Here is a 24,914-nt window from a genome sequence, read left to right as displayed (position 1 = left end):
GGTGACGCTCTGGACGAAGGCCTCCGGGGTGGCTCCTCGGATTGTTGACAATCATACGACCGGCTCCTACCGTGTCAACGATGATCGGCACGGAAATCCCGGTGCTGGCGGTGCTCTGCGGTGATCGGCGCCCCCCGGACATGGACGCGGTCGAGGCGGCGGCGGAAATCCGTTACACGGACGAAAAAGGGCTCCCGGACGCGCTTCGGGGCGCCGACGCGCTGTTCGTCTACGACTTCCTCTCGACCGCCGTGCCGGGCGCCTGGCACGCCGCCGACCGCATCCGCTGGGTGCACATCGCGAGCGCCGGCGTGGACCCGGTGATGTTCCCCGAACTGCGCGAAAGCGACGTGGTCCTGACCAATTCGCGGGGCGTGTTCGACGACTCCATCGCCGAGTACGTGCTCGGCGTGGTCATCGCGTTCGCCAAGGACCTGCCGCGCTCGCTCGAGCTGCAACGGCAGCGTCGCTGGCAGCACCGCGAGAGCGAGCGGGTCGCCGGGCGACGCGCGCTCGTCGTCGGCACCGGGCCGATCGGCCGCGCCATCGCGCGGCTGCTGCGTGCCGCCGGGCTCGACGTCTCCGGCATGGGCCGCCGCGCCCGCGGGGAAGATCCGGACTTCGGCACCGTGCACGCCTCGGCGGACCTCGTCCGGGTGGCGGCCGGGTTCGACTACGTGATCGCCGTGGCGCCGCTGACCGACGAGACCAAGGGCATGTTCGACGCCGCGGCCTTCGCCGCGATGAAGCCGTCCGCCCGGTTCGTCAACGTCGGCCGGGGTGAGCTGGTGGTGACGGACGAGCTGGTCACGGCCTTGCGTGCGGGAGAGATCGCCGGGGCCGCGCTCGACGTGTTCGACACCGAGCCGTTGCCGGTCGATCATCCACTGTGGACGTTGGACAACGTGGTGATCTCCCCGCACATGTCGGGGGACTTCGTCGGCTGGCGGAACACGCTCGTCGAGGTGTTCGCCGACAACTTCGCACGGTGGCGCGATGGCCGCCCGCTTCGTAATGTCGTCGACAAACAGTTGGGCTACGTGCCGTCGGGGCATTAAAAGGAGCATGATGAGCACCCTGTTGACGGCCAGCGAGCTGGTCGCCGCGTACTCCACCGGCGAGCTGTCGCCCGTGGAGGCCACCGAGTCCGCGCTGAACGCCATCGAGGAACGCGACGGCGAGGTCAACGCCTACTGCCTCGTCGACCGCGAGGTCGCGCTGGAGGGTGCGAAGGCGTCCGAAACCCGCTGGCGGGAGGGCAACCCCATCGGCTGGCTCGACGGGGTGCCCACGTCGATCAAGGACATGTTCCTCACCGCGGGCTGGCCGACGTTGCGCGGCTCGACGTGCGTCGACCCGAACCAGCCGTGGGACGTGGACAGCCCGGTCGCCGCGCGGTTGCGGGAGAACGGGCTGGTGCTGCTCGGCAAGACGACCACGCCGGAACTGGCGTGGAAGGGGGTCACCGACAGCGCGCTCTGCGGCATCACGCGCAACCCGTGGGACACGGCGCTGACCGCCGGCGGGTCGAGCGGCGGCAGCGCGGCGGCGGTCGCGGCCGGGATGGGGGAGCTGTCCGTCGGCACCGACGGCGGCGGGTCCATCCGGATTCCCGCCGCGTTCTGCGGCATTGTCGGGCTGAAGCCGACGTACGGCCGCGTGCCGCTGTACCCGGCGAGCCCGTTCGGCGCGCTCTCGCACGCCGGACCGATGGCGCGTTCGGTGGACGACGTCGCGTTGATGCTGGACGTGCTGGCCTTGCCCGACCACCGCGACCCCAACGCGCTGCCGCCGCCGATCAGCGCGTACCGCGAGGCCGTCCGGCGTGACGTGCGGGGCTTGATCGCGGCGTTCTCGCCGACGCTGGGTTTCGCGGAGGTCCATCCGGAAGTGGCGAGCCTGGTGCGCTCCGCCGTGGCCGGGCTGGAAGACGCGGGGTTGCGCATCGAGGAGACCGACCCGGGCTTCAGCGACCCGAAGGACGCGTTCGACGTGCTGTGGTCCACGGGTGCCGCGCAGTGGCTGAACACCTTCCCGCCGGGGTCCGAGGAGAGGATCGACCCGGGCCTGCGGCGCGTGTGGGAGCAGGGGAAGACGTACTCGGCGGCGGACTACCTGGCCGCCAACGCGGAGCGCGCCGCGCTCGGCATCCTCATGGGCGAGTTCCACACGCGGTACGACGTGCTCATCACGCCGACGGTCGGCATCCCGCCGTTCGAGGCCGGGTACGAGGTGCCGCCGGGCAGCGGCCTGTCGAGCTGGCCGGAGTGGACGCCGTTCACGTACCCGTTCAACATGACCCAGCAGCCGGCGATCAGCGTCCCGGCGGGCGTGACGGAGGACGGGCGGCCGGTCGGGCTGCAGATCGTGGGCCCGCGGCACTCGGACGACCTGGTCCTCGCGGTGGCGAAGCTGGTGGAGGAGATCCGCCCGATCCGCGTCAGCCGGATGGCCGCGGGCTGATCCGCCGCAAGGTGCGGATGTCCCGGCTCAGCAGCGCCGCCGCCGTGGCCGCCGTGAGGAGGACGGCGGCGCCGAGCAGGGTCGCCCGCGTGCCGAAGTGCGCGGCGAGCGGCCCGGCGGCGACGGTGCCCACCGGCAGCGCGACGAGCGAGCCGAGGATGTCGTAGGCGTACACCCGCGCGAGCCGGTCCGGCGGGATGTTCTCCTGCAGCGACACGTCCCACGCCACCGTGAACAGCTCCACCGCGACGCCCGTGACGAACCCCGCCACCAGCAGCGGCGGCACGAGCGGCGCCTGCGCCAGCAGCACCACCGGCAGGGCGTCCGCGAACGTGACCGCCACACCGACCAGCAGCGCGCGCCGCGGCTGCCACCGCGCCGCGAGCACCCCGCCCGCCAGCGCGCCGACCGTCTGGGCCGCCAGCACGAAACCCCACGCGGCCCTGCCGATCGTCCCGTCCGCGACGACGGGGCCCAGCACCTGCACCGCACCCGCGTTCACCGCGTTGACGACGCAGAACTGCGCCACGACCGCCCACACCCACGTCCGCGACGCGAACTCCCGCCAGCCGTCGGCGAGTTCGGCCAGCGGCCGGGACGCCGGTGCCGGCCGCAGCCCGACCCGGATTCCCCGGTAGCAGAGGCCCGCACACAGGAACAGAGCCGCGTTCACCGCGATCGCGCCACCCGCGCCGAGGCCGGCGACGAGCACCCCGCCCAGTGCCGCTCCCGTGAACCGGCCCAGGTTCGCTCCGATCCGGACGTACGCGTTCGCCTGTCCCAGCACGGTTTCCGGCACCGTCTGCGGGGTCAGCGCCGACGCCGCCGGTAGTGAAACCGCGGCGACCGCGCCGTTGACCGCACTCAGCCCGACCAGCAACGGCAAGGAGGCGAATCCGAAAAGGACACTCGCGGCGATTCCCGCCTGGGTGAGCGTCGCGGCGAGTTCGGTGCCCTGGAGGATCACCGAGCGTGGCAGCCGGTCGGCGAGCATGCCACCGAACAACACCAGCAGCACGCTCGCCACCGACCGGGCCCCCACGACGAGCCCGAGGTCCACCGCGGACCCCGTGCGGTCGAGCACCGCGAACGCGAGCGCCACCGGCGCGACCGCATTGCCCAGTTCGCCACTCGTCCTGCCTGCCAGCAGCCAGCGGAAGTCCTTGTGCGCCAGCGGCTTCACCGCGCCGTGTCCGCCGTGCGGGTTTTCGTGTGGCACGACACGAGTGTGCCCCATCATCGCTGTGAGCGGGGCTACTCGGCGATGCGGCGAACGGCCGGATGTGCTGAGCTGGAAGCATGCGTACGACGACTTTGGGCAGGAGCGGGCTGGAGGTCTCCCGCATCGCGTTCGGCACCTGGCAGCTCGGCGGCGACTGGGGCGCCTTCGACGAGGATGCGGCGGTCCGGGCCATCCAGCACGCCCGGGAGCTGGGCGTGAACTTCTTCGACACCGCGCAGGCCTACGGGTTCGGCAAGTCGGAGGCCCTGCTCGGCCGGGCGCTGCGCGAGGAACTCAAGCGGGACCGCGAAAACCTGGTGATCGCGACCAAGGGCGGCGTCAACCCCGGCAGCGACCGGCCGCGGGACGCGCGCCGCTCGTGGCTGCGGCACGGCGTCGAGGAAAGCCTGCGCCACCTGGAGATCGACTACATCGACCTGTACCAGGTGCACTGGCCGGACCCGGACACCCCGGCCGAGGAGACCGCGAGCGCGTTGCAGGAACTGGTCGACGAGGGCAAGATCCGGCACGTCGGAGTGTCCAACTACGACACTTCGCAGCTCGCGGCCTTCGACCGCGTCCGGCCGGTGGAGACGCTGCAGCCGCCGTACCACCTGTTCCGCCGCGCCATCGAGGAAGACCCGCTGCCGTACTGCCGCGAGCACGAGATCGGCGTGCTGGTCTACAGCCCGCTCGGCAGCGGGCTGCTCACCGGCGCGCTGAAGCCGGACGCGACCTTCGAAGACGGTGACTGGCGCGCCAGGTCGTCCGCGTTCCAGGGCGACAACCTCCGGCGGAACCTGGAGGTGGTCGAGGAGCTGAAGCTTTTCGCCGAGCACAAGGGATGCACGGTCAGCCAGCTCGCGATCGCCTGGACGCTGCACAAGCCGGGCGTGCACGTGGCGATCGTCGGCGCCCGCCGGGCGAAGAACATCGAGGACAGCCTCGGCGCGGCGGACGTCGAACTGACCCCCGACGAGATCGCGGAGATCGAGCGCATCACCGCCCGCGGCATCCAGGTCGAGGGCGCGAGCCCCGAGGGCGTGGCCTAGGCGGCCGGCCCCGGCCCCTCCGCGTCGTGGCCCAGCACGGCATCGAGGAGGCCGGGGAAGCGTTTCTCCACATCTTCCTTGCGCACCCGGACGTTGCGCGAGCGGCCGTCGACCACGGTGCGGGTCAGGCCGGCCTCGCGCAACGTCCGGAAGTGGTGCGAGATGGTCGGCGGGGTGACCCCGAGGTTGGCGCACCACGTGCTGGCGCTGCAGTCGAACGGCTCCGGTCCCCGGTACATCACGGTCATGATCGCGCGGCGGGCCGGGTCGACCAGTGCGCCGAGGATCGCCGTCAGGTCCAGTTCGTCGATCGACGGCTCCGGCAGCGTTCGCGACATCGGACCTCCTCCACGCGACACTTTGACGTTCATCGAATTCCAGCCTACCGTGGCCGTCGTGGTTCGACTGTCATCGAAGTCTGATCCGTCGGCGCGGCTGGTGCTGCTCGCCGTCGGCACGTTCGTGCTCGGGGTCGACAGCTTCGTGCTGGCGGGGCTGCTGCCCGCGGTCGCCCAAGACCTGCACGTCAGCGTCGCCCAGGCCGGGCAGCTGACCACGGCGTTCGCCCTCACCTACGCGATCGGATCGCCGCTGATCGCGACCGCCACGGGCCGGCTCGACCGGCGCGTCGTGCTCGGCGGCGGGATGGCGGTCTTCCTGCTCGGCATGGTCGGCCAGGCGCTCGGCCCGACCTACGGGGTGGTGCTGGCCGGGCGGGTCCTGGCCGCGCTGGGCGCGGCCGGGTTCCAGGCGAACGCGTACGCGGTCGTCGGGTTTCTCGCCGCGCCGGAGCGGCGGGCGCGTGCCCTGGCGATGGTCGGTGCCGGGTCGAGCCTGGCCACGGTCGTCGGGGTGCCGGTCGGAGTGCTGGTCGGGCAGCAGATCGGCTGGCGCGCGGCGCTGTGGCTGGTTACCGGCGTGGCGGCGGTGGCGGCGGCGTTGTGCCTGGTGCTGCCCAGCGTGCGGCTGCCCGCCGCGTCACTGCGTGAGCGGCTCCGCCTCCTCGGTACCCCTAGCATGCTGTTGCTGCTGTGCGGCACCGCGCTCCAGCTCGTGCCGCAGTACACCGTTCTCAGCTACGTCGCCCCGATCATCGGCGCGCAGGGGCAGACGGACACGTCGGTGCTCGTCGCGCTGGTCGTGTTCGGTGTCGCCCTCTTCACCGGGAACCGGCTCGTCGGCCACCTCGCCGACCGGTGGGGCGGGCTCCGGGTGATCACCGTGGGCCTGACCGTCAGCGCGCTGGCACTGGTCGCGCTGTGGTTCGTCCGGCTGAGCCTCGTGCCGGCGATCGCCGCGCTCGCCGTGCTCGGTCTGGTCGGCTCCTTCCAGATCACCCCGCAGCAGACCCGGGTTTTCGCGGCCAGCGGTACCGCGGCGACCGTGGCGCTCGGGCTGAACGGCTCGATGATCTACGTCGGCACCGGAGGGGGATCGGCACTGGGCGGTGGGGTCGTCGCCGCGGCCGGGCCCGGGTTCGTGCCCCTCGTCGCCGCCGGCGCGGCACTGGTCACGCTGGTGTTCCTCTGGGCCACGGCGCCGGAACGCCAACGTCAACCCGGGAGAAGGAGAGAGCTCGATGTCGGTCCACCTGCGCCTCGGTGAGTTCGACGAACTCTGGCTCACCGGGCCCCCTGACCCCACCGTCCAAAGTGGAGTTCAGGCCACCGCCGCCTCCAGCTCCGAAAGAGCGGTGTCGAGGTGGAGGAGCAGCCGCTGCAGGTGCGGGACGCTGCGGCGGCAGCCCGTGATCCCGAAGTCCAGGTTGTCGCCGTTGTTGGTCAGCGTGATGTTGAGCGCCTGCCCGTCCAGCAGCACCGACGCGGGGTAGATCCCGTCGAGCGCCGCCCCGTTCCAGTACATCTGCTTGCGGGGCCCCGGCACGTTGGAGATCACGAGGTTGAACGGGGGCCGGGTGTTGGACACGACACCCGGCACCGTCGAAATCCCCAGCTGCGCCACGTTGATCCCCGACAGCAGCAGCGCCTGGACGGGCGTCAGCTCGTTGAAGATCCGCTTCGCCTCACGCATCGAGTGGTGGATCGTCGCGAGCCGGATCGCCGGATCCGACTTGTCGGTGGCGAGGTTGCACAGCAGCGCGCCGATCTGGTTGCCGCTGGACTGCACCTCGGTCTGCTTGCGCATCGACACCGGCACCATCGCGACCAGCGGGGCGTCCGGCAGCGCGCTCTGCTCGATCAGGTAGTCCCGCAGCGCACCGGCGCACATCGCGAGCACCACGTCGTTGCGTGACGTCCCCGTGCGCGCGGCGATCGAGCGGACGCGCGCCAGCGGCCAGGACTGCGCGGCGAACCGGCGCGCACCGCCGATCGGCACGTTCAGCATCGTGCGCGGTGCCTGCATCGGCAACGTCAGCGTGTGCTCGCGGAACGCCTCCCGCGCGACGCGCAGCGCGGCCGGGGCGACTCCCGCGAGCTGCTCCAGCGACGTGCGTGCCGTGTGCAGCAACGACCGCGTGCCCCGGGTCCTCTCCCGCGGCGCGCGCCGGGAACCCCACGGCGGCGGGCAGTCGTGGTCGTCCGGGTCGTCGGACAGCGTGCCCTGCAGGTGCCGCAGCGCGGACACGCCGTCCATGAGCGCGTGGTGGATCTTGCTGTACATCGCGAACCGGCCGTCCCGCAGGCCTTCGACGAGGTGGATCTCCCACAGCGGGCGGTGCCGGTCGAGCAGCGTGCTGTGCCAGCGGGACGTCAGCTCCAGCAACTCCCGGATCCGGCCGGGCTGCGGCAGCGCGGAATGCCGGAAGTGGTAGTCCAGATCGATGTCCTCGTCCTGGATCCACGCCAGGTAGCCGAGGGTGTTCACCGGCCGCGCGGGGCGGCGGCGGAACAGCGGCGGCACGCCGTCGGCCTTGAGCAGGTCGTCCCGCAGCCCACGGAGGAAGTCCTCCCCCGCGCCGTCGGGTTTGCGGAACAGCTGGAGGCCGCCGACGTGCATCGGGTGCTCGCGGCTTTCGACCAGGAGGAACATCGAGTCGGTGAAGGGCATCAGCGCCATTCCGGGTCCACCTCTCGTGCAGTGCCACGCGTGGCCGCCGTCGTTCGCACAATGCTAGGCCCGCGCACCCCATCTAGGGTGTCGGTATGACCATTCCGACCGATCCGGAAACCGGGGAGTTCGTGCGGTCCCCCAACCACTTCGCCGCGCGCATCACCGCCGACGGCCGCGACGGCTGGCCGGTGGAGCCGGGGCGGTACCGGCTCGTGGTCAGCCGCGCGTGCCCGTGGGCGAGCCGGGGACTGGTCGTGCGGCGGCTGCTGGGGCTGGAGGAGGCGATCTCCGTGGCGGTCGCCGACCCCATCCAGGACGAACGCAGCTGGCGCTTCACGCTCGACCCGGACGGCCGGGATCCCGTGCTGGGCATCCGTTTTCTCGCCGAGGCGTACCGCGCGGCGGACCCGGCGTACGACGGCGGGATCAGCGTGCCCGCCGTCGTCGACATCCCCAGCGGCAAGCTCGTCACCAACGACTACCCGCAGATCACGCTGGACTTTTCCACGGAGTGGACGGCGTACCACCGGGAAGGCGCGCCCGACCTGTACCCGGAAAAGCACCGCGACGAGATCGACGAAATCAACCAGGCGGTGTACCGCGACGTGAACGCCGCGGTGTACGAGGCGGGTTTCGCGACGAAACAGTCCGCCTACGACGACGCGTATTCGCGGTTGTTCGCCCGGTTGGACCAATTGTCGGACCGGCTTTCCCGACAGCGCTTTCTCGTCGGTGACACGATCACCGAGGCGGACATCCGGTTGTTCACCACGCTGGTCCGCTTCGACCCGGTCTACCACGGGCATTTCAAGTGCAACCGCCAGAAGCTGAGCGAAATGCCGGTGTTGTGGGCGTATGCGCGCGATCTGTTCCAGACGCCCGGTTTCGGCGACACGGTGGACTTCGACCACATCAAGCGGCACTACTACCAGGTGCACGAGCAGGTCAACCCGACGCGGATCGTGCCGAAAGGTCCGGACCTGCGGTCCTGGGCGGAACCGCACGGGCGCGAGGAGCTCGGCGGGCGGCCGTTCGGGGACGGCACCCCGCCCGGTCCGCCGCCCGCCGCCGAGGCCGTGCCGCCCCAGTGGTGAGGCGGGGACCCACCGAGAGTGGCTCCGCTCCGTGGGGGCCTAACCTGGTCGGGTGAACAAGACCGGCGCGGAACATCTCGTGGACGTGCTGGCCGAGCTAGGGACGGACGTGGCGTTCGGCCTGCCCGGCGTGCACAACCTGCCGATCTGGGAGGCGGTCGCGGGCAGCGGCATCCGGCTGATCGGCGTCCGGCACGAGCAGACCGCGGGTTACGCGGCCGACGGGTACGCCAGGGCGACGGGCAGGCTCGGCGTCGCGGTCGTCACCACCGGTCCCGGCGCGGCGAACACGCTGGGCGCGGTCGGCGAGGCGATGGCCTCGGCGTCCCCGGTGCTGGTGCTGGCCACGGACATCCCGTCGGCGCTGCGCCGCCCCGGCACCGTGCGGGGCGTGCTGCACGAGACCAGCGACCAGGCCGCGATGTTCGCGCCGGTCACGAAGGCTGCGATCACCGTGAAGTCGCCCGCCGATCTCGCGCCCGCTGTCGCCAGGGCCGCCCGCATCGCGCGTGAACCGCAGAGCGGGCCGGTGTACGTCGGCATCCCGACGGATTTCCTGCGGGCCGGGACCGAGCGCAGGCCGGAGTCGGAGGTCACCGAGCGGTTCACGGCGGTCGACCTGGACCAGCTGGACTACGCGCTCGCGTTGCTGGCCGGCGCCGAACGGCCGGTGATCTGGGCGGGCGGCGGCGCCGTGCGGGCGGAGGCCGGGCCGGTCGTGGGGGAGCTGGCGGAGAAGCTGACGGCCCCGGTGATCACGACCTTCGCGGGACGGGGGTTGTTGCCGCCGGGGCACCCGTGTCTCGCGCCGACCCCGGTGCACGCCCCCGAGGTCGGCGCGTTGTGGGACGAGGCCGACGTGGTGCTGGGCGTGGGCAGCGACTTCGACGGGTTGATGACGCAGAACTGGCGCATGCCGCGGCCGCCGAAGCTGATCGCGGTGAACGTGGACGCCAAGGACGCGGCGAAGAACTACCAGCCGGACGTCACGCTCGTCGGGGACGCGCGGGACGTCGTGGCGCAGCTGGTGGGCGGGCTCGTGGCGCGGCCGGGGCTGGGGGAGCTGACGGCGCGGCTGCGGCGGATCGAGGACACGGTGCGGCGGCGGATGCGGGCGGAGGAGCCGCAGGCCGCGGACTTCCTGGGCACGCTGGAGGAGACGCTGCCCGAGGGCGCGGTCGTCGTCGCGGACATGTGCGTGGCGGGCTACTGGGCGGGCGGGTACCACCGGGTGAGCGCGCCACGCCGGTTCGCCTACCCGATGGGGTGGGGCACGCTCGGGTTCGGCTTCCCGGCGTCACTCGGCGCGGCCGCGGCGGGCGGCGGACGGGTGGTGTGCGTCAGCGGGGACGGCGGTTTCCTCTACGGCTGCGGGGATCTGGCCACCCTGGCGCAGGAGTCGTTGCCGGTGACGGTCATCATCGTGGACGACGGCGGGTACGGGATGCTGCGGTTCGACCAGGACAGGGCCGGCGTGCCGCACCGCGGGGTGGACCTGCACACGCCGAACTTCGTCGGCCTGGCGCGCTCGTTCGGCGTGCACGCGGACGAGGTGAAGGGCTTCGGCCGCGCGTTCCGCCGCCTGCTGGGGGAGTTCGTCCGCGCGGAGGAGCCGAACGTCCTCGTGGTGCGGGCGGCGCTGAAACCCCCGGTCAACACCTCGCCGCGGTGGTACCGCACGCCCTGAGTAGTTCTACTCGAGTTGATTGAGCCTCGCGCGGCCATACCGTAGCGTTACCGCTTGAACACGTAGCGGGGTAGCAGGGGGTTCCGGCGGTGTCGGATTACGAGGTCGTTCTCAGCGGGATGGTCGAAGCTGGGCGGGCGGCCCAGCGAGTCGCGGACGTGTTCCGGTCGTTGGATTTCGCGGGGGCGGTTCCCGACGGTGATCTGGGGTTGCCGGGTGCTCGCGCCGTGGACAGGCTGGCGGCGGTCAAGCGGGGCTGGACCGGTAAGGAGAAGCCTCTCGTCGATGGTTTCACCGACTACGCGGGCCGGCTGGCCCAGGCGGTCGCGTTCTACCGCTCCCACGAGGAGGCCGCCGAGCGCGAGCTGCGGCGCTTCGAGCCGCCGAGGGGACTGAACTGAACGTGGTCACCTGGGGTGAGGTCGTCCGGTGGAGCCCCGCACCGCTCGCGGAACTGGTGGGCGTGCTCAACGGGCGCTATCAGCAGTTGATGGGCTGTGCCGACGAACTGCGCGCGAGCGGCGTCCCGAAGGGCTGGTCCGGGCCCGCGGCGAACGCGGCGGCGACGAAGGTGCGCGAACTGGGCGAGGCGGCCGAAGAGCTCGCCGCCGAGGGCGCCATGCTGCGGCGGGCGGCGGGGGACGTCTCGGATGCGGTGTCGGGTGTCCTGAATGGAGTGCGGGAGGCCGAAAACCTCGCTGCGGCGCGGGAATTCCTGATCGCTGACGACGGCACCATCGTCGACCAGGGGCCACCGCCGGTGTGCACGCCAAGCGATCCGGACGGCTCGCTGGTGACCGCGGAGCGGCAGCGGATCGCCGCGGAGCTGCGGGACCGGGTGCACGAGGTGCTGCGCTCGGCCGACGACGTGGACAACGACTTCTGCGCCGTGCTCGACCGCATCCTGTCCAACCACGTGATCGATGGTGACGGGACCTCGCTGGCCGCGGCGGGTAACGCGGGCTGGTCACTCGGGTCGCTGACCATTCCGGCGCCGCCTCCCGCCGGTGCCGCGCCCGCTGACAACGCCGCTTGGTGGGCCACCCTCAGCCCGGCTCAGCGGACGGTGCTGGCCAGGGACCACCCGGAACTGATCGGTCCTCGCGACGGGCTGCCGACCGAGGCCCGCGATCACGCGAACCGCGTGCTGCTGGACCGGACCCGCGCAAACCTCGCCGGGCAGCGAACGGAACTCCAGCACCGCATCGACGGGCTCCGCCGCACGGCAGGAGGCGACATCGTGCTCAACGATCGAGCGGCCTACGAGCGGTTGACCGAGCAGCTGGCCGACATCGAGGGCAAACTGCGCGGGGTGGACGCCATCTACGACAGGCTCAACCACCCGGTGAACGGCCAGCCCGCGTATCTTCTCAAGATCGACGCGGACGTCGCGGGCAAGGCGATCGTCGCGGCAGGCAATCCCGACACGGCGCAGAACGTCGCCACCTTCGTCCCCGGCACCGGCTCCGGACTCGACGACATCGGCGGGAACATCCAACGCTCGGATCTCATGCTCGAGCAGGCACGACGGGCAGGCTCGGCGTCGACCGCCGTGATCACCTGGGTCGGCTATGACGCTCCCGCAACGATCCCGGACGCGGCGAGTACGCGCTACGCCGACCAAGCCGAACAGCCTCTCCACGACTTCCAGGACGGCCTTCGGATCGCGCACCAGGGTCCGGCCGCCCACACGACGGTGATCGGGCACAGTTACGGCAGCACGGCGGTGGGCCAGACCGCCCGGGACCAGGGGCTGGCCGCGGACGACGTGGTCTTCGTCGGAAGCCCCGGAGTGGGCGTCGAACACGCCGACGAGTTGCGGCTCGACGGCGTGCCTCCCGGCGAGGCTGGGAAACACGTGTTCTCGAGCAACGCTCCCACCGATCCTGTGCCGGCTCTCACGAACTTCGATCTTCCCTACGCCGACGGGCTGGACCCGTTGGGTCCGGATCCCACGACTCCCTGGTTCGGCGGGCAGACGTTCGAGTCCGACCCCGGCGACCCGAGGCATTCGCACAGCCAATACTGGGACCGTGGTTCTTCGTCGTTGAAGGCCATGGGCGAGATCATCGCGGGGAACAGGTGATGGCCTCCGGACTCCGCGCCGGCGTGGGAGCCCTGTTCCTGACCCTGGTCCTGTCAGCTTGCGGAGGCGCACAAATGCGATCCACCCCCGATCCGAACACGCCCACCCTGACGGCGGAGCAAGCCAAGGAACGGGTGGAGGAGTACCTGCAGAGTTTCCGTGCGGCGTTCCCCGCCGAAGCGACCCTCGAACTACTCGGTGACGCGGACGGTGCCTGCACCGACGCGTCCGGCGTCAACTTCGACGGGCGTGTGCAGCCCGGGCGGACCTATTGGGTGCGTGGCCTTGACCAGGTTCGGTACGACAGCTACTTCGACGCACTGAAGTCCTGGTTGCCGGCACACGGGTGGACCGTGGACAAGGACGCCCGCCCCCAGGACCGGTACCTGCACGCCTACCGCCCCGACGACGGGTTCACCATGTCCCTCCAGGCGAACCGGCAGGGTGGGCTGTCGATCGACGCCTCGTCTCCCTGCGTCTGGCCTGACGGCACGCCCCGCTGAACCGTCACTGCAGGCAGAGTTCGTTCCCCTCCGGGTCGGCCAGTGTGATCCACCTGTACGGGCCCTGCTGCCCCCGGAACAGCTCCTTCGCGCCCATCCCCACCAGGCGCGCCGCCTCCGCCTCTCGCTGCTCGCCCACGTACACGTCCAGGTGGACGCGGTTCTTCACCGTCTTCGGCTCCGGCACGCGCTGGAACAGGATCCGCCGCCCCGACTCGGGGTGCCGGATCCCGATCCCCAGCCGCCACACCAGCACCCCCCCGGTGCGTCGTCGTGTCCTCCTCGGTCGCCTGGCCCTCGGCGACCATCCGCCGGATGAACGCCTCGTCGCTGGGCTCGACCGACCAGCCCAGCGCCTCCGCCCACCAGTCGGCCAGGTCGTGCGGGTGCGCGCAGTCCACGGTCACTTGGAAGTCGTATTCCATGTCCGCACGCTAGCCGCACCCACCGACAAAAACGCCCGATCGCATCCCGAGGGGGTGTCCTCGAGGACCGACCCCGAACGGCACGAATGACGGCCGCGCGGGTGGGTAGTCCGGGGCCGGAGCAAGGAAGGAGAAACACCATGGCGGACACTCCGAACCCGATTCAGATGCAGAAGTTCCTGTCGGGCGTCGACTACCCGGCCAGCCGCGACGACCTCGTCGAACACGCGAAGTCGCAGGGCGCCGACAACGACGTGCTGGAGCACCTGCAACAGATGCCGGACCGGACCTACGACGGCCCGAACGCGGTGAGCCAGGAGTTCTCGCGCAGCTGACGGCGGTGGGCTTCCCGCCCGCGGGCGGCGGGAAGCCTACCTGCCCTGCAGGTGTTCGAGGATCATCCCGGTGAGCACCTCCGGTACCTCCTCGGGCACCCAGTGGCTGACGTCCTCCAGCATCTGGAACGAGTAGGCGCCGGTCACCCACTGCTCGGTGCCGAACGCGGCCGTCGAGCCGAAGGCCACGTCCTCCGTGCTCCACACGTACAGCGTCGGCACGGAGACCTTGCCGATCTTCCCCGCGGGACGGCTCGCGCGGTACCAGTTCAGCGCCGCCGTCAGCGCGCCCGGCTCGGCGAGCCGCCGCAGGTACTCGTCCACCCGGCTCTGCCCGACGCGCCACTCGAACATGCGCCGCAGCGCCTCGCCGCCGTTCGCGAGCATGCGGCGCTCCGTGCTGCTGTCCCGCCAGTCCCGCATGTACTGCGAGCGCAGCTGCTGGTCCTCGTCCGTGCTCAGCGCCTCGCCCAGCGCGCCGGGGTGCGGCGTGGACACCACGGACAACGTGCGCAACCGCTCCGGGTGCTCCGCCGCCGTCCACCACGCGACCGCACCGCCCCAGTCGTGCCCCACCAGGTCGAACCGGGACCAGCCCAGCTCGTCGGCGATCGCCAGCACGTCACCCACCAGCTCGTCGATCCCGTACTCCGCCACGGCGCTCGGCCGCACGTCCGGCGAGTACCCCCGCTGGTCCGGTGCGATCGCGCGGAAACCCCGCTGCCCCAGCACGTTCACCTGGTACTCCCACGAGATCGCCGCCTCGGGGAACCCGTGCAGCAGCAGGACGGGCCGCCCGTCGGCGGGCCCGGCGGCGATCGCGTCGAAGGAGCCTGCGGGGGTCGGGATGCTCAGGTGCTCGGTCACGACCCGCACACTAGCGACCGCCACCGACAGTTTCCGCGAGGGCGTCCACTGTGGAGTCAGACCGCGCCGTGCCTGGCGAGGTAGCGCTCCACCCGCTCCGGCGTCGCGAGGATGTCCCACTGCCGGTCGGGCCAGCTGAAGTTCTCCGTGAACTCGTCGGCGATCTCGCGGTGCTGCGCCATCGCGCCGAACATCCGCAGCAGGTGCGGCGGCGGAGGCGTGCGGATCATCAGGTTGGTCCAGTCCGCGGTGGCGTGCACGCGGTTGCGGCGCCGGTCGGCGACCTTGCGGCAGAAGCGCTCGTCGAAGTTCGGGTCCTCCAGGATCGTGCGCCCCAGTTCCCACGCCGAGTACGAAGCGCAGTTCGCGCCCTGGCCGATCACCGGGTCGACGACGACGTGCGCGTCGCCCAGCGCCACCACGTACCGGCCGTTCGGCAGCCGCGCGTAGTCCTCGCGCACCGACGGCAGGACACCGCCCTGCAGCAGGTCCAGCGGACCCGTCAGGCGGAACCGCGCCGGATCGATGCGCTCGAAGGTCGCCGGGTGGTGCTGCCGCGCCTTCTCCAGGACCACCTTTTCGAAACCCGCCGGGTCCTCGTCGTAACTGAGTTCGGCGAGCATCTCCAGGTCACCGCCCGGCACGTTTTCGAACAGCAGCGCCGTGACGTGCCCGGCGGCCGAGAAGATCGGGATCTCCAGCAGTTCGCCGTGCCCCGGCGCGACGCTCATCGTGACGCCACGCGGTTCGCTCGGCGCGACACCTTCGTACAGCCCGACGCACAGCTTGCGCTGCGGGGTGTCGTACGGCGATTTGTCCGCTCTGCGCGGGAACATCGCGCTCATCGTGCCGCGCCCGGAGGCGATCACGACGAGTTCGTGCCGCTCCGACAACAGGGTCACGTCGGCGGCCTGCACCGGCCGCACGTCGAACTCCCCGCCGCGGGCGACGAAGTCCTCCAGCAACCGCGGCAGGTAGATGCGGTAGTCGATCGCGCGGGACGGTGCGGTGAAGAACCCGGGGAACACCAGCGGCTGCGGGCCGCCGAGGTAGTGGTGGTGCCCGAAGTAGTAGTACTCCTCGGCATCCCAGTGGTCGACGCCCAGCTCGCGTTCGCGCTCGACCGTCGCGTGGTGGTGCGCGACGCTGTTGAGCATGCGCCCCGCGGCGAGTTGTTCCGGGGTGCGGTCGCTGTAGATCGTCACCGGTACGCCGTGCCGTCGCAGCAGCAACCCCAGGTGCAGGCCGGCGATCCCGGCGCCGACTATGCCGATTCCGTCCATGGCGCTCCTTCGTCGGAGGTGCGGGAAGTGGAATGCTGAGCGTCGGCCCGGACGGCGCGGATATCGAGCGATGACGACGCTGTCAGCTCGATATCCGAGCAGCCTACCGTGTTAGGGTGACGCAGGCAACAGCGAGGGGAGCCAGGGTGGAGACCAAACCGGGCGTCCGCGCGCAGACCCTCGACCGCGCGCTCGACGTCCTCGACATCCTCGCCGACGGGCAGGCGCGGTCGAGCCAGGACCTCGCGGCCGCCACCGGGCTGCACCGCTCGATTGTCTACCGCATCCTGCGCACGCTGGAAGATCGGGAACTCGTTCGGCGTACTACCGAAGGCCGGTACACCATGGGCCTCGGCCTGCTGGTGCTGACGCGCTCGGTGCTCGGCGAGACCCAGGCACAGCTGCACGACGTCCTCGCCGAGCTGGCGAACAGCGTCGGGGCGACGGCGTTCTTCGCGGTCCCGAGGGCGGGGCAGGTCGTCACGCTGGTCACCGTCGAGCCCGACCGGGACCGGGCCGGTGTGGCGGCGTACCGGCCGTGGACGCGGGCGCCGATGGACCGCGGCGCGTGCGGGCTGGCGATCCAGTCCGCGAGCCCGGCCCGTCCCGACGAGCGGCCGGAGATCGGCTGGGCGCGGCAGACCGGAGTGGTCCGGACCGTCGGCGAGCTGCACCCCGGGCTGACCGAACTCGCCGCGCCGGTGCGGTTCGCCGAGGGCACGGTGGGCTGTGTCGCGGTGGTGTTCGTCGCGGGCGAGATCAGCGAGGACAAGGCCGCGGACGCGGTGCGCCGCACGGCGATCCGGTTGACGCGGCCGGCGGACGAGGTCTGGGAGATCTGAACGGCGGGCGATCAGGCGGCTTCCTCGTCCTCCGTGAGCAGGGCCCAGTGCTGCCGCGCGGTGGGGCGCCACTCGACGTGCAGCCGGTGGAACAGTTCCGCGGCCTGCACCCCGCTCCAGTTCGCGGGCAGCAGCCGCACCGGCAGCTGCGGGTCGAGGAAGGGGAACCGGCGCCATTCGTGCACGAGCTTCGTCTGCGCGTGCAGCACCTCCGCCCCGGTCGCCGGGTGCAGGCCGGTGAACTCGTCGATGAAGCCCTCGTAGCGCTCCTCCAGCGCGGTCAGGTCCCAGGCGCGCGAGACCATCGCGTCCTCGTCGCCGATCTGGCCGTAGGAGGCGACGAACGACATCGCCTCGCGGTCGAGGCCCAGTTCACGCACGATGCGTTCCGCCTCGTCCTGCCTGCACGGGTCCGCGCTGATCCACACGCCCGGCGTCGGCGAACCGAAACCGGCCCACGTCAGCCGCGTGCGCAGGCTGTGCCGCAGGTCCCGTTTCGTCTCCGGCACCGACACGAGCAGCATCAGCCACCGCCCGTCCCACGTGCGGCCGTCCCGCCCGAAGCCGTAGATGCGTTCCGCGCCTTCGGTGAGCAGCCGCCGCCCCGGCGGTGTCAGCGACCAGCGCACCCGCCTGCCGACGCGTTCGCTCACGAGCCAGCCCTCGGCCGCCGTGCGCGCGAGCGCCTGGCGGGCCGACTTCTCCTCGACGCCGAACATCGCCAGCACGTCGACCAGCGTGGACGTCCACACCGGGCGGCCACGCGGCAGCGCGAACTCACCGAGCACGGTCATCAGCAACGAGCGGGCGCTCGTGTGGCTGACTTCGCGCCGCCTGCTCACCGTCGGACGTGCCGCGGTATCCCCCATGGGCTCCTCACCTCCCGTCGCCGGCACCGGGTTTCCCCACGTTATACCGGCGGCGGAAGGATAGTGCGTCAGGGCAGGAAATACGAGAGCTCCGCACCCGGGCGCGGGAGGAATTCCTCGGGCGGGAAATTCCCGCCCCACGGCTCGTGGATAATGCATTCGTCACGGGCGCACTGCCCGCACAACGGCCGGTTCTCGACGTCGAAACACCATTCTTCGTTTTCCGGTGTCTGCTCCCGCGGCACGAGGCACGCGAAACAGGTGACCCCGGGTCCGAAATCAATGCGAGTTGCCATGATTACCATCCGGTTCTCTCGGCTCCCTGCAGCATAAGTCGGCCGCGGCGGACCCTGAAGCGTCGTCACCGGAATGTAGCAAACAGCCGATCCGCTCACTGAAACCGAGCACGTTTCTGCAATTTGCAGAGTGAATGTTGGCGACGCGGCGTGGTGGTCTCGCGTGCGTTAGCCTGCCGTCGTGAGCGAGCCCGCGGAGGAGCTTCTCGCCCCGCCCGGAACCGGGCCGAGGCAGGGATGGCTGACGTACGAACTGCTCGGCTGCGCCCGCCACGGGCACCACCTGCTCGGCCGCGACACCGCGCGCATCCGCCCCGAGGACGCGATGGTCGTGCGTGAGTACGACGGGCTGCGCTGGCACCGCTGCCTGCGGTGCGACAGCTGGGTGCCGCTGCCGCCACCGGCGGCGCCGAGCCGGGAGCGGCTGCCCGACCTCCACGAGGTGGACGTGCCGCTGCGCGGGCGGCTGCTGCGGGACCGCTACGTGCTGCGGCTCATCGCGCTCGACCGGCTCCTGCACTTCGTCGTGCTGACGGTGCTCGCCGTCGCGGTGTTCGCCTTCGCCCGCGAGCGGCAGTCGTTGTCCGCCCCGTTCTTCCGGATCACCGACGCGCTGCAGGGCGCGCTGGGTGGCCGCACCGGCCGTTCCGGCGACGGTCTGCTGGGCGAGGCGACGAAGCTGTTCGACGCGCGGAGTTCGACGTTGTGGCTGGTGGGCGCGGTGATCCTGGCCTACGGGCTGCTGGAGGGCGTCGAGGCGATCGGGCTGTGGCTCGCCCGGCGGTGGGCCGAGTACCTGACCTTCGTCGCGACCGCCGTGCTGCTGGTTCCCGAGTGCTACGAGCTCGCGCACCGGGTGACGGTGCTGAAGGTCCTCACGCTGGTGATCAACCTCGCCGTCGTGGTGTACCTGCTGTTCGCCAAGCGCCTGTTCGGCATCCGCGGTGGTGAGCGGACGAGCGACACCGGGTGGTCCGCGGTCGAACGCGTCCTGCCCGGTCGTTAACCGAGCTTCGCGATCAGCAGTCCACTGCGTGGTTTCGGCGTGAAGTAGGTGGCCTTGCGGGGCATGCGACGGCCCTGGTCGTGCACCGCGAGCACGTCCGCGAACGGCACGGGGGCCAGTTGCAACACCGCGTCGACGTCCGGGCCCGGATCGTGCCCCTCGGGGACCACGCGCACGTGCGGGCCCTCCGGATCCAGCCCGAGCGCACCGGCGATCAGCACGTCCTCGACGAAACCGTGGTCGATGCGCGGCAACGGCGGCGCGGGCGCGGGGAGTTCGACGACCAGCCCGGGCGGCACGGTCACCGTCCCGGGCACCGACGGCGGCGCGGCGCCGGGTACCTCGCGCACGACGAGTCCGGCACGGCGCCACGCGGCCGCGAGGTCGGCCGTCGTCAGGCCCGTGCCGGCCAGCGCGCGGTGGATCGCGCCGAGGTGCAGGTGCGGGCCCGCCGTGACCAGTGCGAGGAGGGCGGTTCCGGCCGCGGCGGAGGCGGCGACGCGGTGGTTGCCGTCGGCGACCAGCAGCGGGCGGCGCTGGACGGCCGCGAGCAGGGCCTGCTGTACCGGGCCCGCGCCGACGAGCCACAGCCGGTGCTCACCGGCCACCACCACCGGCTCCCGGCCCGCGATCGCGCGCTGGGCCTCGGCGGTGAGCGAACCGTCGTCGCCGAGCGGTACGAGCATCGCGGCGCTGGTCGCGTGCCCCAGCCCGGTCAGCGCCGCCGCGCGTTCGGCGACGATGCCCGGGTACACCTGCTCGCTGTGCCGCACCTGGTCGTCCACCGCGCCCGGGTCGATCAGGCAAAGCACGCCGATCGTGCGCCCGGCGACCTCGTACACGGCGACGACGTCGTGCACCCCGGTGTAGGCGGTCGCGAGCAGGTGCTCCAGCGTGCGGCGGGCACCGGGCAGCGCCTCCGCGAGCGACAGCCCGCCGGCGAGCGCCTGCGGTGTGCGGTGCGGGTGTTGCACGGCCAGCAGGCTCGGGGACGGGGTGCGGGCGAGCGCCGCCGCGATCTCCGCCGGCTCGCCGAACTCGTCGACGTCGGGACCGGGGACCGCACCGTCCACGACCCAGGCGGCCGGAATCGCGCGGGCCCAGCTCACCGGAAACGGCCCACCGTTTCCAGCAGTGCGCTCAGATCCGCACCGGATTCGATCTCCACCGGTTTTTCGTCCCGCCGGAACAACCGCGCGCCCGCCTCGACGCCGCCGAGCGTCAGCGACGAATCCTCGCGGCGCAACCACGTGCCCTCGCGCATCCCGAGCACGGGCACGTCGTTCTCCTCCAGGAACTGGAGAATGCGTTCCTCCCGCGTTTCACCCATGTGCGCATCGCCCTCGACGGGATCGAGGTAGTGCGGGTTGATCTGGAACGGGACCAGCCCGCTCGCGTCGAACGAGGGCGGCTGGACGATGGGCATGTCGTTGGTGGTCCTGATCGACGGGCACGCCACGTTCGTGCCCGCGCTCGATCCTATGTAGACGGTCCCGCGCGCGACGCGGTCGCGGATCGGGGCGAGCAGTTCGCGCGCGTACAGCTCGCGCAGCAACCGGAACGTGTTGCCACCACCCACGAACACGGCCTGCGCGGCGTCGAGCAGCGCGATGGGGTCGCCCTGGTGGGCTCCGGTGACCTCGACGCCGAACGCGGCGAGCGCCTCGGCGGCCTTGGCGGTGTAGGCGTCGTGGTCGGCGAGCGCGAACGGGACGAAGACCAGGCGGCGCACGCCGTCGAGGGTTTCGGCGAGGGCGTCGGTGGCGTGCTCGAGGTACCGCCTGCCAGGGGCGGTCGAGTTGGACAGCAACAGCAGGCGCATCAGCATTGACTACCACGCCGGTGCGGCCCGGGGCCCCGCCGGAGTGAGGGACTCCACGTCAGCGGTCGTCGAGCAGGTCCGCGGGGTGGATGCCGAGCGCGTCGGCCATCCGGAAGAGGCTGTCGAGCGTGATGTTGCGCGGCGGGCGCTGGCGCGGGTCCTCCTTGCTCTTCGGCTGGTCCAGCCGTGAGCGCTCCAGCTCCGCCACGACCGAGCGGGACACGCCCGCGCGGTCGGCGAGGTCCTCCTGGCTGAGGTCGAGATCGCGGCGTGCCCTGCGTACCCGCGTCGCGAGCGCGCGCAGGCGGTCGTCGAGCGACTCGTCCGGTTCCTTCTCAGCCATCGGGAGAAGCTTAGTCCCGGCGTTTCGCAGGACAGCTTGTTCTTCTTATGGTACTTTTTGTCGCATGGATCATGAACGCACCACACCGGGGTACCTGTACGAAGCCGTCGCGGCGGAGCTCGCGGCGCGCATCCTCTCCGGAGAGCTGCCCCCGAACACGACGCTGCCCGCCGAAGCCCAGCTCGCCCGCGAGTACGGCGTCTCACTGGGCACGGCCCGCCACGCGACGCGCCTCCTGCGGGAGCGCGGCCTCGTGGTCACGATCAAGTCGAAGGGCACGTACGTCGCGAAGCGGGACCGTGAGCCACCGATATGCCTGTGGAGCGCGGCTTGACGCGATGAGGGGCGGGGTGGGTGGCTGATTTCAAGTCGTAAGGCGAAGCGTCGGCGCAGAGTGCGGGGGTTGCTCGGTCGAGCCAGGCCGGAGGCGATACCGCGCCGACGTCGGAGCTGGCTTGCGGAGTGGGGGCTGGCGTAAACGACGTCGCAGCGGCGGGCGAGGCGGATGTGGGAGGCGTCGCCGGGTCTCGAGCAGGGTGCGGGCGGCGTCCTGACGCCCTTGCCGGGCATCTAGGTCAGGACCCGGCGCGAGTGTGCGCATCGAGTATCTCCTCCACCTCCGTGGTCACCTGGCTGCGTTGCTGATACGCGGTTTTCAGGCTGTCGGCGAGTCGGGGCAGGACGGCGTCGGCGCCGGTGGTGTCCGGGACGCTGGCGGTCTGCTCGTCCAGTGCGGTCCAGATGTCGGCGACCAGTCTTTTGCCGTGCCGGTGGCGATGGCGGTGACCTTGCGGATGCCGGTCGGCCCGCCGCAGCGGGACAGGATCTCCGGCGTAGTCCGCTCCAACCAGGTCTTGCGGGAAATCGCCCGCGGCGATGAGTTCCCGGTCTCCTCCGGGTCCGTACTGGCGGACAGGCACACCGAGGAGAGGAAGCGACCGTGGGCAAGCTGATCGTGGCCGAGTTCATGACCCTGGACGGCGTGGCGCAGTCGGGGGGACAGCCCGACGAGGACACCGACGGCGGCTTCCGCTACGGCGGGTGGCACGCGCCGTTCCTCGACCTCGAGGCGAGCAAGGTCATGCTCGAGGGAGCCCAGTCGATGGATGCCCTGCTGCTCGGCCGCCGGACCTACGACGTGTTCGCCGCCTTCTGGCCCAACGCGCCCGAGGAGATGCCCTTCACCGCGGTACTCAACGATGTTCCCAAGTACGTGGCGACCCGCACGCTCACCGAGCCCCTGTCCTGGCAGGGCTCGACCGTCCTCGGTCAGCCCCTCGAGGAGAGCGTGGCCGCGCTGAAGGACCGGTACGAGGAGGTGCACGTCATCGGCAGCCTCAACCTCGTGCAGTCGCTGCTGCGCTTCGGCCTCGTCGACCGGCTGGACCTGTGGGTGGACCCGATCGTGCTCGGCACCGGCAAGAAGGTGTTCGGCGAGGGGGTCCCGCCCACCGCGCTGCGGCTGGTCGAATCCGTCAGCTACCCCAACGGGGTGCTGCACCTGGCGTACGAGACGGCCGGTGAGCCGGAGTACGGCACCGTCGGCTAACCCACCACCTGGCGCCGCACGGTCCGCAGCACCTCCACGTCCACAGTGGACGGTTGGGCGGCCAGCCAGCCGCCGATCTCCTCGACGAACTGCTCGGGCGTCATCGGCGGGGCCGGCACCTCGAAGTCCTCTTCCGTGGTGATCTCGCCGGCACGGCTGGGGTACACGACCAGCGCGCCGCGGATCTCCACGCCCGGCAACAGCTCCCGGTACGCCTCGATCGCCGCCGGCAGCCGCGTCGCGCCGCCGCGGAAGAGGCGGTCGTCGCGCCAGAGGGTGCCGTCCTCGTCGGCCGCGTAGTGCCCCGGCAGCCACGTCTTCGACTCGATCAGCACCAGCCGCCGCCCGGCCAGCACGGCGTGGTCGACGTCGGCGAACACCGAACCCGGCCACGCCAGCCCGTGGAAGATCCGCACGGACGGCAGCCGGGTCAGGTAGCGCTCCAGCAGTTCCGCCGTCAGCCGCTCACCCCACTGGTCGGCGTCGGCACCGGGCCTGCCGAACACGACCGTCCGGCCGAACTCGCTCGCGAAGCGCTCACGTGCCTGCCGGAGCAGCAGGTGCCGCCGCACGAGCCAGATTGCCACCGCCGTCGCCAGCAGGAGCCAGATCGTCAGCAACAACGGGCCCGCCAGCAGGGGCAGCACCACCAGCAACAGCCAGCCGAGCAGGATCGCGGCGGGGGCGTGGCCGGGACGCTCGGGGGTCGCGGGCGACGCGCACTCGCCGCCCCGGTGCCACCACGGCAGCGACTCCGGGTCGAGCGGGGGGATCGTCGCGACGAACGACGGGTCCTCGCCGAAGTCGCGTGGCCGCCGCCGGACCCGCACCGGCGCGGGTGCCAGCCCCCGGTCGTAGTCCGCCCGGCGACGCGGGTCGCTCAGGGTCTCGTAGGCCTGCCGGAGCCGGTGGAACTCCGCGGGCGAACCGCCCGCGTCGGGGTGGCTGGCGCGGGCCTTCGCGCGGTACGCCGACTTGATCTCGGCCACGGAGGCGGACCTGTCCACCCCGAGCAGCTCGTAGTAGCCGGCTTCGTGCACGCGGTCACAATACAAGGGCGGATCCGGTAGCTAGAGTTACGCGATGGCAGGCACTCCAGCGGGTGAACTGGCTCGAAGACTCGGGATCCGGACCGGGCGCGTGGTCGCCCCGGCCGGGCTGGTGGCGGTCGTCGTGGCCGCGCTGGTGTTCGTGCTGCCGCCGCACAGCAGCCTCGCCGCACTGGTCCTCGGCATCGCCGGGGTGGCGGCGTTCGGGCTCGGCATGGTGCGGTACGCGGGCGGTCCGTGGTGGGCGCTGATCGCCGCGCTGCTGTCCGGCGCCCTGCTGTTCGCCGCGCTCACCGTCGGTGGCCGGGGCCTCGCGCTCCACGTGTTCGGCACGGCGGAGACGTGCGACGTGGTGCACCGCGAGGAGGTCGACACCAGCTCCCGCTACCGCCACTACGGCTTCGTGCACACCCTGAACTGCCCCAGCGGCGGCACGTTCACCCTCCGCACCGACTCCACGGACCGCCAGGAGGAGGGCGCGCGGGTCGCCGTGCTCGACGATCCCGGCGGCCTCCTCGAACCCGACTTCGCGAGCAGGCACAACCTGTACTTCGAGCTGGTCGCGATCCTCGGTGCCGTCGCGCTGGTGACCGCGACCGTGCGGTTCACCCGCTCACGCGTCAGAGCAGCGAGCTAGGGTCCGCGGGCACGTCCGCCGCGTGCTCCCGCAACGCGTCCAGGTCCACGACCTCCAGCGCCCGCTCGTGGGTCGAGGCGAGCGCGACCGGCGGGGCGACGCCCGCCTCGTAGGCCTCCTGCCAGCGCGCCGCGACGATGCACCAGCGGTCCCCGGCCTGCAGCCCGGGGAAGTCGTACTCCGGGCGCGGGGTCAGCAGGTCGTTGCCGACCTTCAGCGAGTACTCGAGGAACTCCTTGGTGACGACCGCGCAGACGGTGTGGTTGCCGAGATCGTCGGGGCCGGTGGTGCAGCAGCCCTCGCGGTAGAACCCGGTGACGGGGTCGCTGCCACACGGCTCCAGTTCCCCGCCGAGCACGTTGCGATCATTCGCCATGCACCCAGTTTCCCAGGATCCCGGCGGCCGCGCTGGTAACAGTGCTTGCGCCAGGCGAAAACGCTCTTGGTTCCCCCGCGCGGGCGGCCGACGATT

28 protein-coding genes and 1 pseudogene are annotated in these 24,914 nt (G+C 71.5%); 15 read left to right on the top strand and 14 right to left on the bottom strand.

Annotated features, from left to right (window positions below; genetic code table 11):
* The first annotated feature begins 80 nt into the window (after nucleotides 1–80).
* Nucleotides 81–1,058 carry a D-2-hydroxyacid dehydrogenase gene (locus BMZ92_RS06425; RefSeq protein WP_091504766.1) on the top strand — a complete coding sequence of 326 codons (978 nt, stop codon included), beginning with the start codon at nucleotides 81–83 and terminating at the stop codon, nucleotides 1,056–1,058.
* Nucleotides 1,059–1,065: 7 nt separating this feature from the next.
* Nucleotides 1,066–2,463, top strand: coding sequence for an amidase (locus BMZ92_RS06420; protein WP_091504765.1), 1,398 nt, complete (start codon nucleotides 1,066–1,068; stop codon nucleotides 2,461–2,463).
* On the opposite strand, the gene BMZ92_RS06415 is transcribed toward BMZ92_RS06420, so the two are convergent.
* Nucleotides 2,441–3,682 carry an MFS transporter gene (locus tag BMZ92_RS06415; protein WP_245782929.1) on the bottom strand — a complete coding sequence of 414 codons (1,242 nt, stop codon included), beginning with the start codon at nucleotides 3,680–3,682 and terminating at the stop codon, nucleotides 2,441–2,443. The genes BMZ92_RS06420 and BMZ92_RS06415 overlap by 23 nt on opposite strands.
* 80 nt (nucleotides 3,683–3,762) lie before the next feature.
* Here BMZ92_RS06415 and BMZ92_RS06410 point away from each other — a divergent pair, with 80 nt between their 5' ends.
* On the top strand, nucleotides 3,763–4,737 hold the full coding sequence (locus BMZ92_RS06410; protein WP_091504764.1) for an aldo/keto reductase: 975 nt from the start codon (nucleotides 3,763–3,765) through the stop codon (nucleotides 4,735–4,737).
* Here BMZ92_RS06410 and BMZ92_RS06405 read toward each other — a convergent pair.
* Nucleotides 4,734–5,075 (bottom strand): ArsR/SmtB family transcription factor, encoded by a 342-nt coding sequence (locus BMZ92_RS06405; protein WP_091504862.1) that lies wholly within the window; start codon nucleotides 5,073–5,075, stop codon nucleotides 4,734–4,736. The two genes, BMZ92_RS06410 and BMZ92_RS06405, sit on opposite strands and share 4 nt — an antisense overlap.
* Before the next feature lie 58 nt (nucleotides 5,076–5,133).
* Between BMZ92_RS06405 and BMZ92_RS06400 the strand changes: the two genes are divergently transcribed.
* On the top strand, nucleotides 5,134–6,342 hold the full coding sequence (locus BMZ92_RS06400) for an MFS transporter (RefSeq protein ID WP_218153406.1): 1,209 nt from the start codon (nucleotides 5,134–5,136) through the stop codon (nucleotides 6,340–6,342).
* Between the two features lie 54 nt (nucleotides 6,343–6,396).
* On the opposite strand, the gene BMZ92_RS06395 is transcribed toward BMZ92_RS06400, so the two are convergent.
* A complete protein-coding gene (locus tag BMZ92_RS06395; RefSeq protein WP_091504762.1) occupies nucleotides 6,397–7,755 on the bottom strand; it encodes a WS/DGAT/MGAT family O-acyltransferase in 1,359 nt (452 codons plus the stop codon).
* Between the two features lie 86 nt (nucleotides 7,756–7,841).
* Between BMZ92_RS06395 and BMZ92_RS06390 the strand changes: the two genes are divergently transcribed.
* The 5 genes from BMZ92_RS06390 (at nucleotide 7,842) to BMZ92_RS06370 (ending at nucleotide 13,119) form a co-directional block, all read left to right on the top strand.
* Nucleotides 7,842–8,843 carry a glutathione S-transferase family protein gene (locus BMZ92_RS06390; protein WP_091504761.1) on the top strand — a complete coding sequence of 334 codons (1,002 nt, stop codon included), beginning with the start codon at nucleotides 7,842–7,844 and terminating at the stop codon, nucleotides 8,841–8,843.
* A gap of 52 nt (nucleotides 8,844–8,895) precedes the next feature.
* The gene (locus BMZ92_RS06385) at nucleotides 8,896–10,530 is read left to right on the top strand and encodes a thiamine pyrophosphate-binding protein (RefSeq protein ID WP_091504760.1); all 1,635 of its coding nucleotides are present in this window, start codon (nucleotides 8,896–8,898) and stop codon (nucleotides 10,528–10,530) included.
* A gap of 89 nt (nucleotides 10,531–10,619) precedes the next feature.
* On the top strand, nucleotides 10,620–10,931 hold the full coding sequence (locus BMZ92_RS06380) for a hypothetical protein (protein WP_091504759.1): 312 nt from the start codon (nucleotides 10,620–10,622) through the stop codon (nucleotides 10,929–10,931).
* Between the two features lie 2 nt (nucleotides 10,932–10,933).
* Nucleotides 10,934–12,616 (top strand): alpha/beta hydrolase, encoded by a 1,683-nt coding sequence (locus BMZ92_RS06375; RefSeq protein WP_091504758.1) that lies wholly within the window; start codon nucleotides 10,934–10,936, stop codon nucleotides 12,614–12,616.
* 74 nt (nucleotides 12,617–12,690) lie between these two features.
* Nucleotides 12,691–13,119, top strand: a complete 429-nt coding sequence (locus tag BMZ92_RS06370; RefSeq protein WP_091504757.1) for a DUF896 domain-containing protein — start codon at nucleotides 12,691–12,693, stop codon at nucleotides 13,117–13,119.
* Nucleotides 13,120–13,123: 4 nt separating this feature from the next.
* Here the strand turns inward: BMZ92_RS06370 and BMZ92_RS38770 are convergent, their stop codons facing one another.
* Nucleotides 13,124–13,369 (bottom strand): VOC family protein, encoded by a 246-nt coding sequence (locus tag BMZ92_RS38770; protein WP_425425791.1) that lies wholly within the window; start codon nucleotides 13,367–13,369, stop codon nucleotides 13,124–13,126.
* 79 nt (nucleotides 13,370–13,448) lie between these two features.
* A pseudogene (locus BMZ92_RS38765) lies at nucleotides 13,449–13,544 on the bottom strand (VOC family protein); the annotation flags it as partial.
* 140 nt (nucleotides 13,545–13,684) lie between these two features.
* On the opposite strand from BMZ92_RS38765, the gene BMZ92_RS06360 reads away from it, so the two are divergent.
* The gene (locus tag BMZ92_RS06360; protein ID WP_091504756.1) at nucleotides 13,685–13,879 is read left to right on the top strand and encodes a DUF2795 domain-containing protein; all 195 of its coding nucleotides are present in this window, start codon (nucleotides 13,685–13,687) and stop codon (nucleotides 13,877–13,879) included.
* A 36-nt stretch (nucleotides 13,880–13,915) separates the two neighbouring features.
* Here the strand turns inward: BMZ92_RS06360 and BMZ92_RS06355 are convergent, their stop codons facing one another.
* Both BMZ92_RS06355 and styA read right to left on the bottom strand, forming a co-directional pair.
* On the bottom strand, nucleotides 13,916–14,746 hold the full coding sequence (locus BMZ92_RS06355; RefSeq protein WP_091504861.1) for an alpha/beta fold hydrolase: 831 nt from the start codon (nucleotides 14,744–14,746) through the stop codon (nucleotides 13,916–13,918).
* A gap of 56 nt (nucleotides 14,747–14,802) precedes the next feature.
* Nucleotides 14,803–16,029 carry a styrene monooxygenase subunit StyA gene (gene styA / locus BMZ92_RS06350; RefSeq protein ID WP_091504755.1) on the bottom strand — a complete coding sequence of 409 codons (1,227 nt, stop codon included), beginning with the start codon at nucleotides 16,027–16,029 and terminating at the stop codon, nucleotides 14,803–14,805.
* Nucleotides 16,030–16,145: 116 nt separating this feature from the next.
* On the opposite strand from styA, the gene BMZ92_RS06345 reads away from it, so the two are divergent.
* Nucleotides 16,146–16,871 carry an IclR family transcriptional regulator gene (locus tag BMZ92_RS06345; protein WP_245782928.1) on the top strand — a complete coding sequence of 242 codons (726 nt, stop codon included), beginning with the start codon at nucleotides 16,146–16,148 and terminating at the stop codon, nucleotides 16,869–16,871.
* A gap of 11 nt (nucleotides 16,872–16,882) precedes the next feature.
* On the opposite strand, the gene BMZ92_RS06340 is transcribed toward BMZ92_RS06345, so the two are convergent.
* Nucleotides 16,883–17,740 (bottom strand): PaaX family transcriptional regulator, encoded by an 858-nt coding sequence (locus BMZ92_RS06340; protein ID WP_091504753.1) that lies wholly within the window; start codon nucleotides 17,738–17,740, stop codon nucleotides 16,883–16,885.
* Between the two features lie 477 nt (nucleotides 17,741–18,217).
* On the opposite strand from BMZ92_RS06340, the gene BMZ92_RS06330 reads away from it, so the two are divergent.
* Nucleotides 18,218–19,042, top strand: a complete 825-nt coding sequence (locus BMZ92_RS06330) for a DUF2127 domain-containing protein (protein ID WP_091504752.1) — start codon at nucleotides 18,218–18,220, stop codon at nucleotides 19,040–19,042.
* Here BMZ92_RS06330 and BMZ92_RS06325 read toward each other — a convergent pair.
* Genes BMZ92_RS06325 through BMZ92_RS06315 form a run of 3 tightly spaced genes read right to left on the bottom strand, consistent with a single transcriptional unit; the run spans nucleotide 19,039 to nucleotide 21,207 of the window.
* Nucleotides 19,039–20,151: a DUF1015 family protein gene (locus BMZ92_RS06325; RefSeq protein WP_091504751.1), complete on the bottom strand. Its 1,113-nt coding sequence runs from the start codon at nucleotides 20,149–20,151 to the stop codon at nucleotides 19,039–19,041. The genes BMZ92_RS06330 and BMZ92_RS06325 overlap by 4 nt on opposite strands.
* A complete protein-coding gene (gene pepE / locus BMZ92_RS06320) occupies nucleotides 20,148–20,864 on the bottom strand; it encodes a dipeptidase PepE (protein ID WP_091504859.1) in 717 nt (238 codons plus the stop codon). The genes BMZ92_RS06325 and pepE overlap by 4 nt, the downstream gene beginning before the upstream one ends.
* Before the next feature lie 58 nt (nucleotides 20,865–20,922).
* Nucleotides 20,923–21,207, bottom strand: a complete 285-nt coding sequence (locus BMZ92_RS06315; RefSeq protein ID WP_091504750.1) for a helix-turn-helix domain-containing protein — start codon at nucleotides 21,205–21,207, stop codon at nucleotides 20,923–20,925.
* Between the two features lie 64 nt (nucleotides 21,208–21,271).
* Here BMZ92_RS06315 and BMZ92_RS06310 point away from each other — a divergent pair, with 64 nt between their 5' ends.
* On the top strand, nucleotides 21,272–21,541 hold the full coding sequence (locus tag BMZ92_RS06310; protein ID WP_091504749.1) for a winged helix-turn-helix domain-containing protein: 270 nt from the start codon (nucleotides 21,272–21,274) through the stop codon (nucleotides 21,539–21,541).
* Between the two features lie 241 nt (nucleotides 21,542–21,782).
* On the opposite strand, the gene BMZ92_RS36775 is transcribed toward BMZ92_RS06310, so the two are convergent.
* The gene (locus tag BMZ92_RS36775) at nucleotides 21,783–22,127 is read right to left on the bottom strand and encodes a hypothetical protein (RefSeq protein ID WP_143249804.1); all 345 of its coding nucleotides are present in this window, start codon (nucleotides 22,125–22,127) and stop codon (nucleotides 21,783–21,785) included.
* 20 nt (nucleotides 22,128–22,147) lie between these two features.
* On the opposite strand from BMZ92_RS36775, the gene BMZ92_RS06300 reads away from it, so the two are divergent.
* On the top strand, nucleotides 22,148–22,756 hold the full coding sequence (locus BMZ92_RS06300; RefSeq protein ID WP_091504747.1) for a dihydrofolate reductase family protein: 609 nt from the start codon (nucleotides 22,148–22,150) through the stop codon (nucleotides 22,754–22,756).
* On the opposite strand, the gene BMZ92_RS06295 is transcribed toward BMZ92_RS06300, so the two are convergent.
* Entirely contained in the window at nucleotides 22,753–23,796 is a 1,044-nt protein-coding gene (locus tag BMZ92_RS06295) for a J domain-containing protein (protein ID WP_091504746.1), read from the bottom strand. The two genes, BMZ92_RS06300 and BMZ92_RS06295, sit on opposite strands and share 4 nt — an antisense overlap.
* Nucleotides 23,797–23,839: 43 nt before the next feature.
* Between BMZ92_RS06295 and BMZ92_RS06290 the strand changes: the two genes are divergently transcribed.
* Entirely contained in the window at nucleotides 23,840–24,442 is a 603-nt protein-coding gene (locus BMZ92_RS06290) for a hypothetical protein (RefSeq protein ID WP_091504745.1), read from the top strand.
* Here the strand turns inward: BMZ92_RS06290 and BMZ92_RS06285 are convergent.
* Nucleotides 24,426–24,818 (bottom strand): DUF2237 family protein, encoded by a 393-nt coding sequence (locus BMZ92_RS06285; protein ID WP_091504744.1) that lies wholly within the window; start codon nucleotides 24,816–24,818, stop codon nucleotides 24,426–24,428. The genes BMZ92_RS06290 and BMZ92_RS06285 overlap by 17 nt on opposite strands.
* Nucleotides 24,819–24,914: the final 96 nt, after the last annotated feature.

Source organism: Amycolatopsis sacchari, assembly GCF_900114035.1.
Classification (GTDB): Bacteria; Actinomycetota; Actinomycetes; order Mycobacteriales; family Pseudonocardiaceae; genus Amycolatopsis_E; species Amycolatopsis_E sacchari.
Note: the sequence above shows the minus strand (reverse complement) of the source record. Positions and strands in the feature narration are given on the sequence as shown.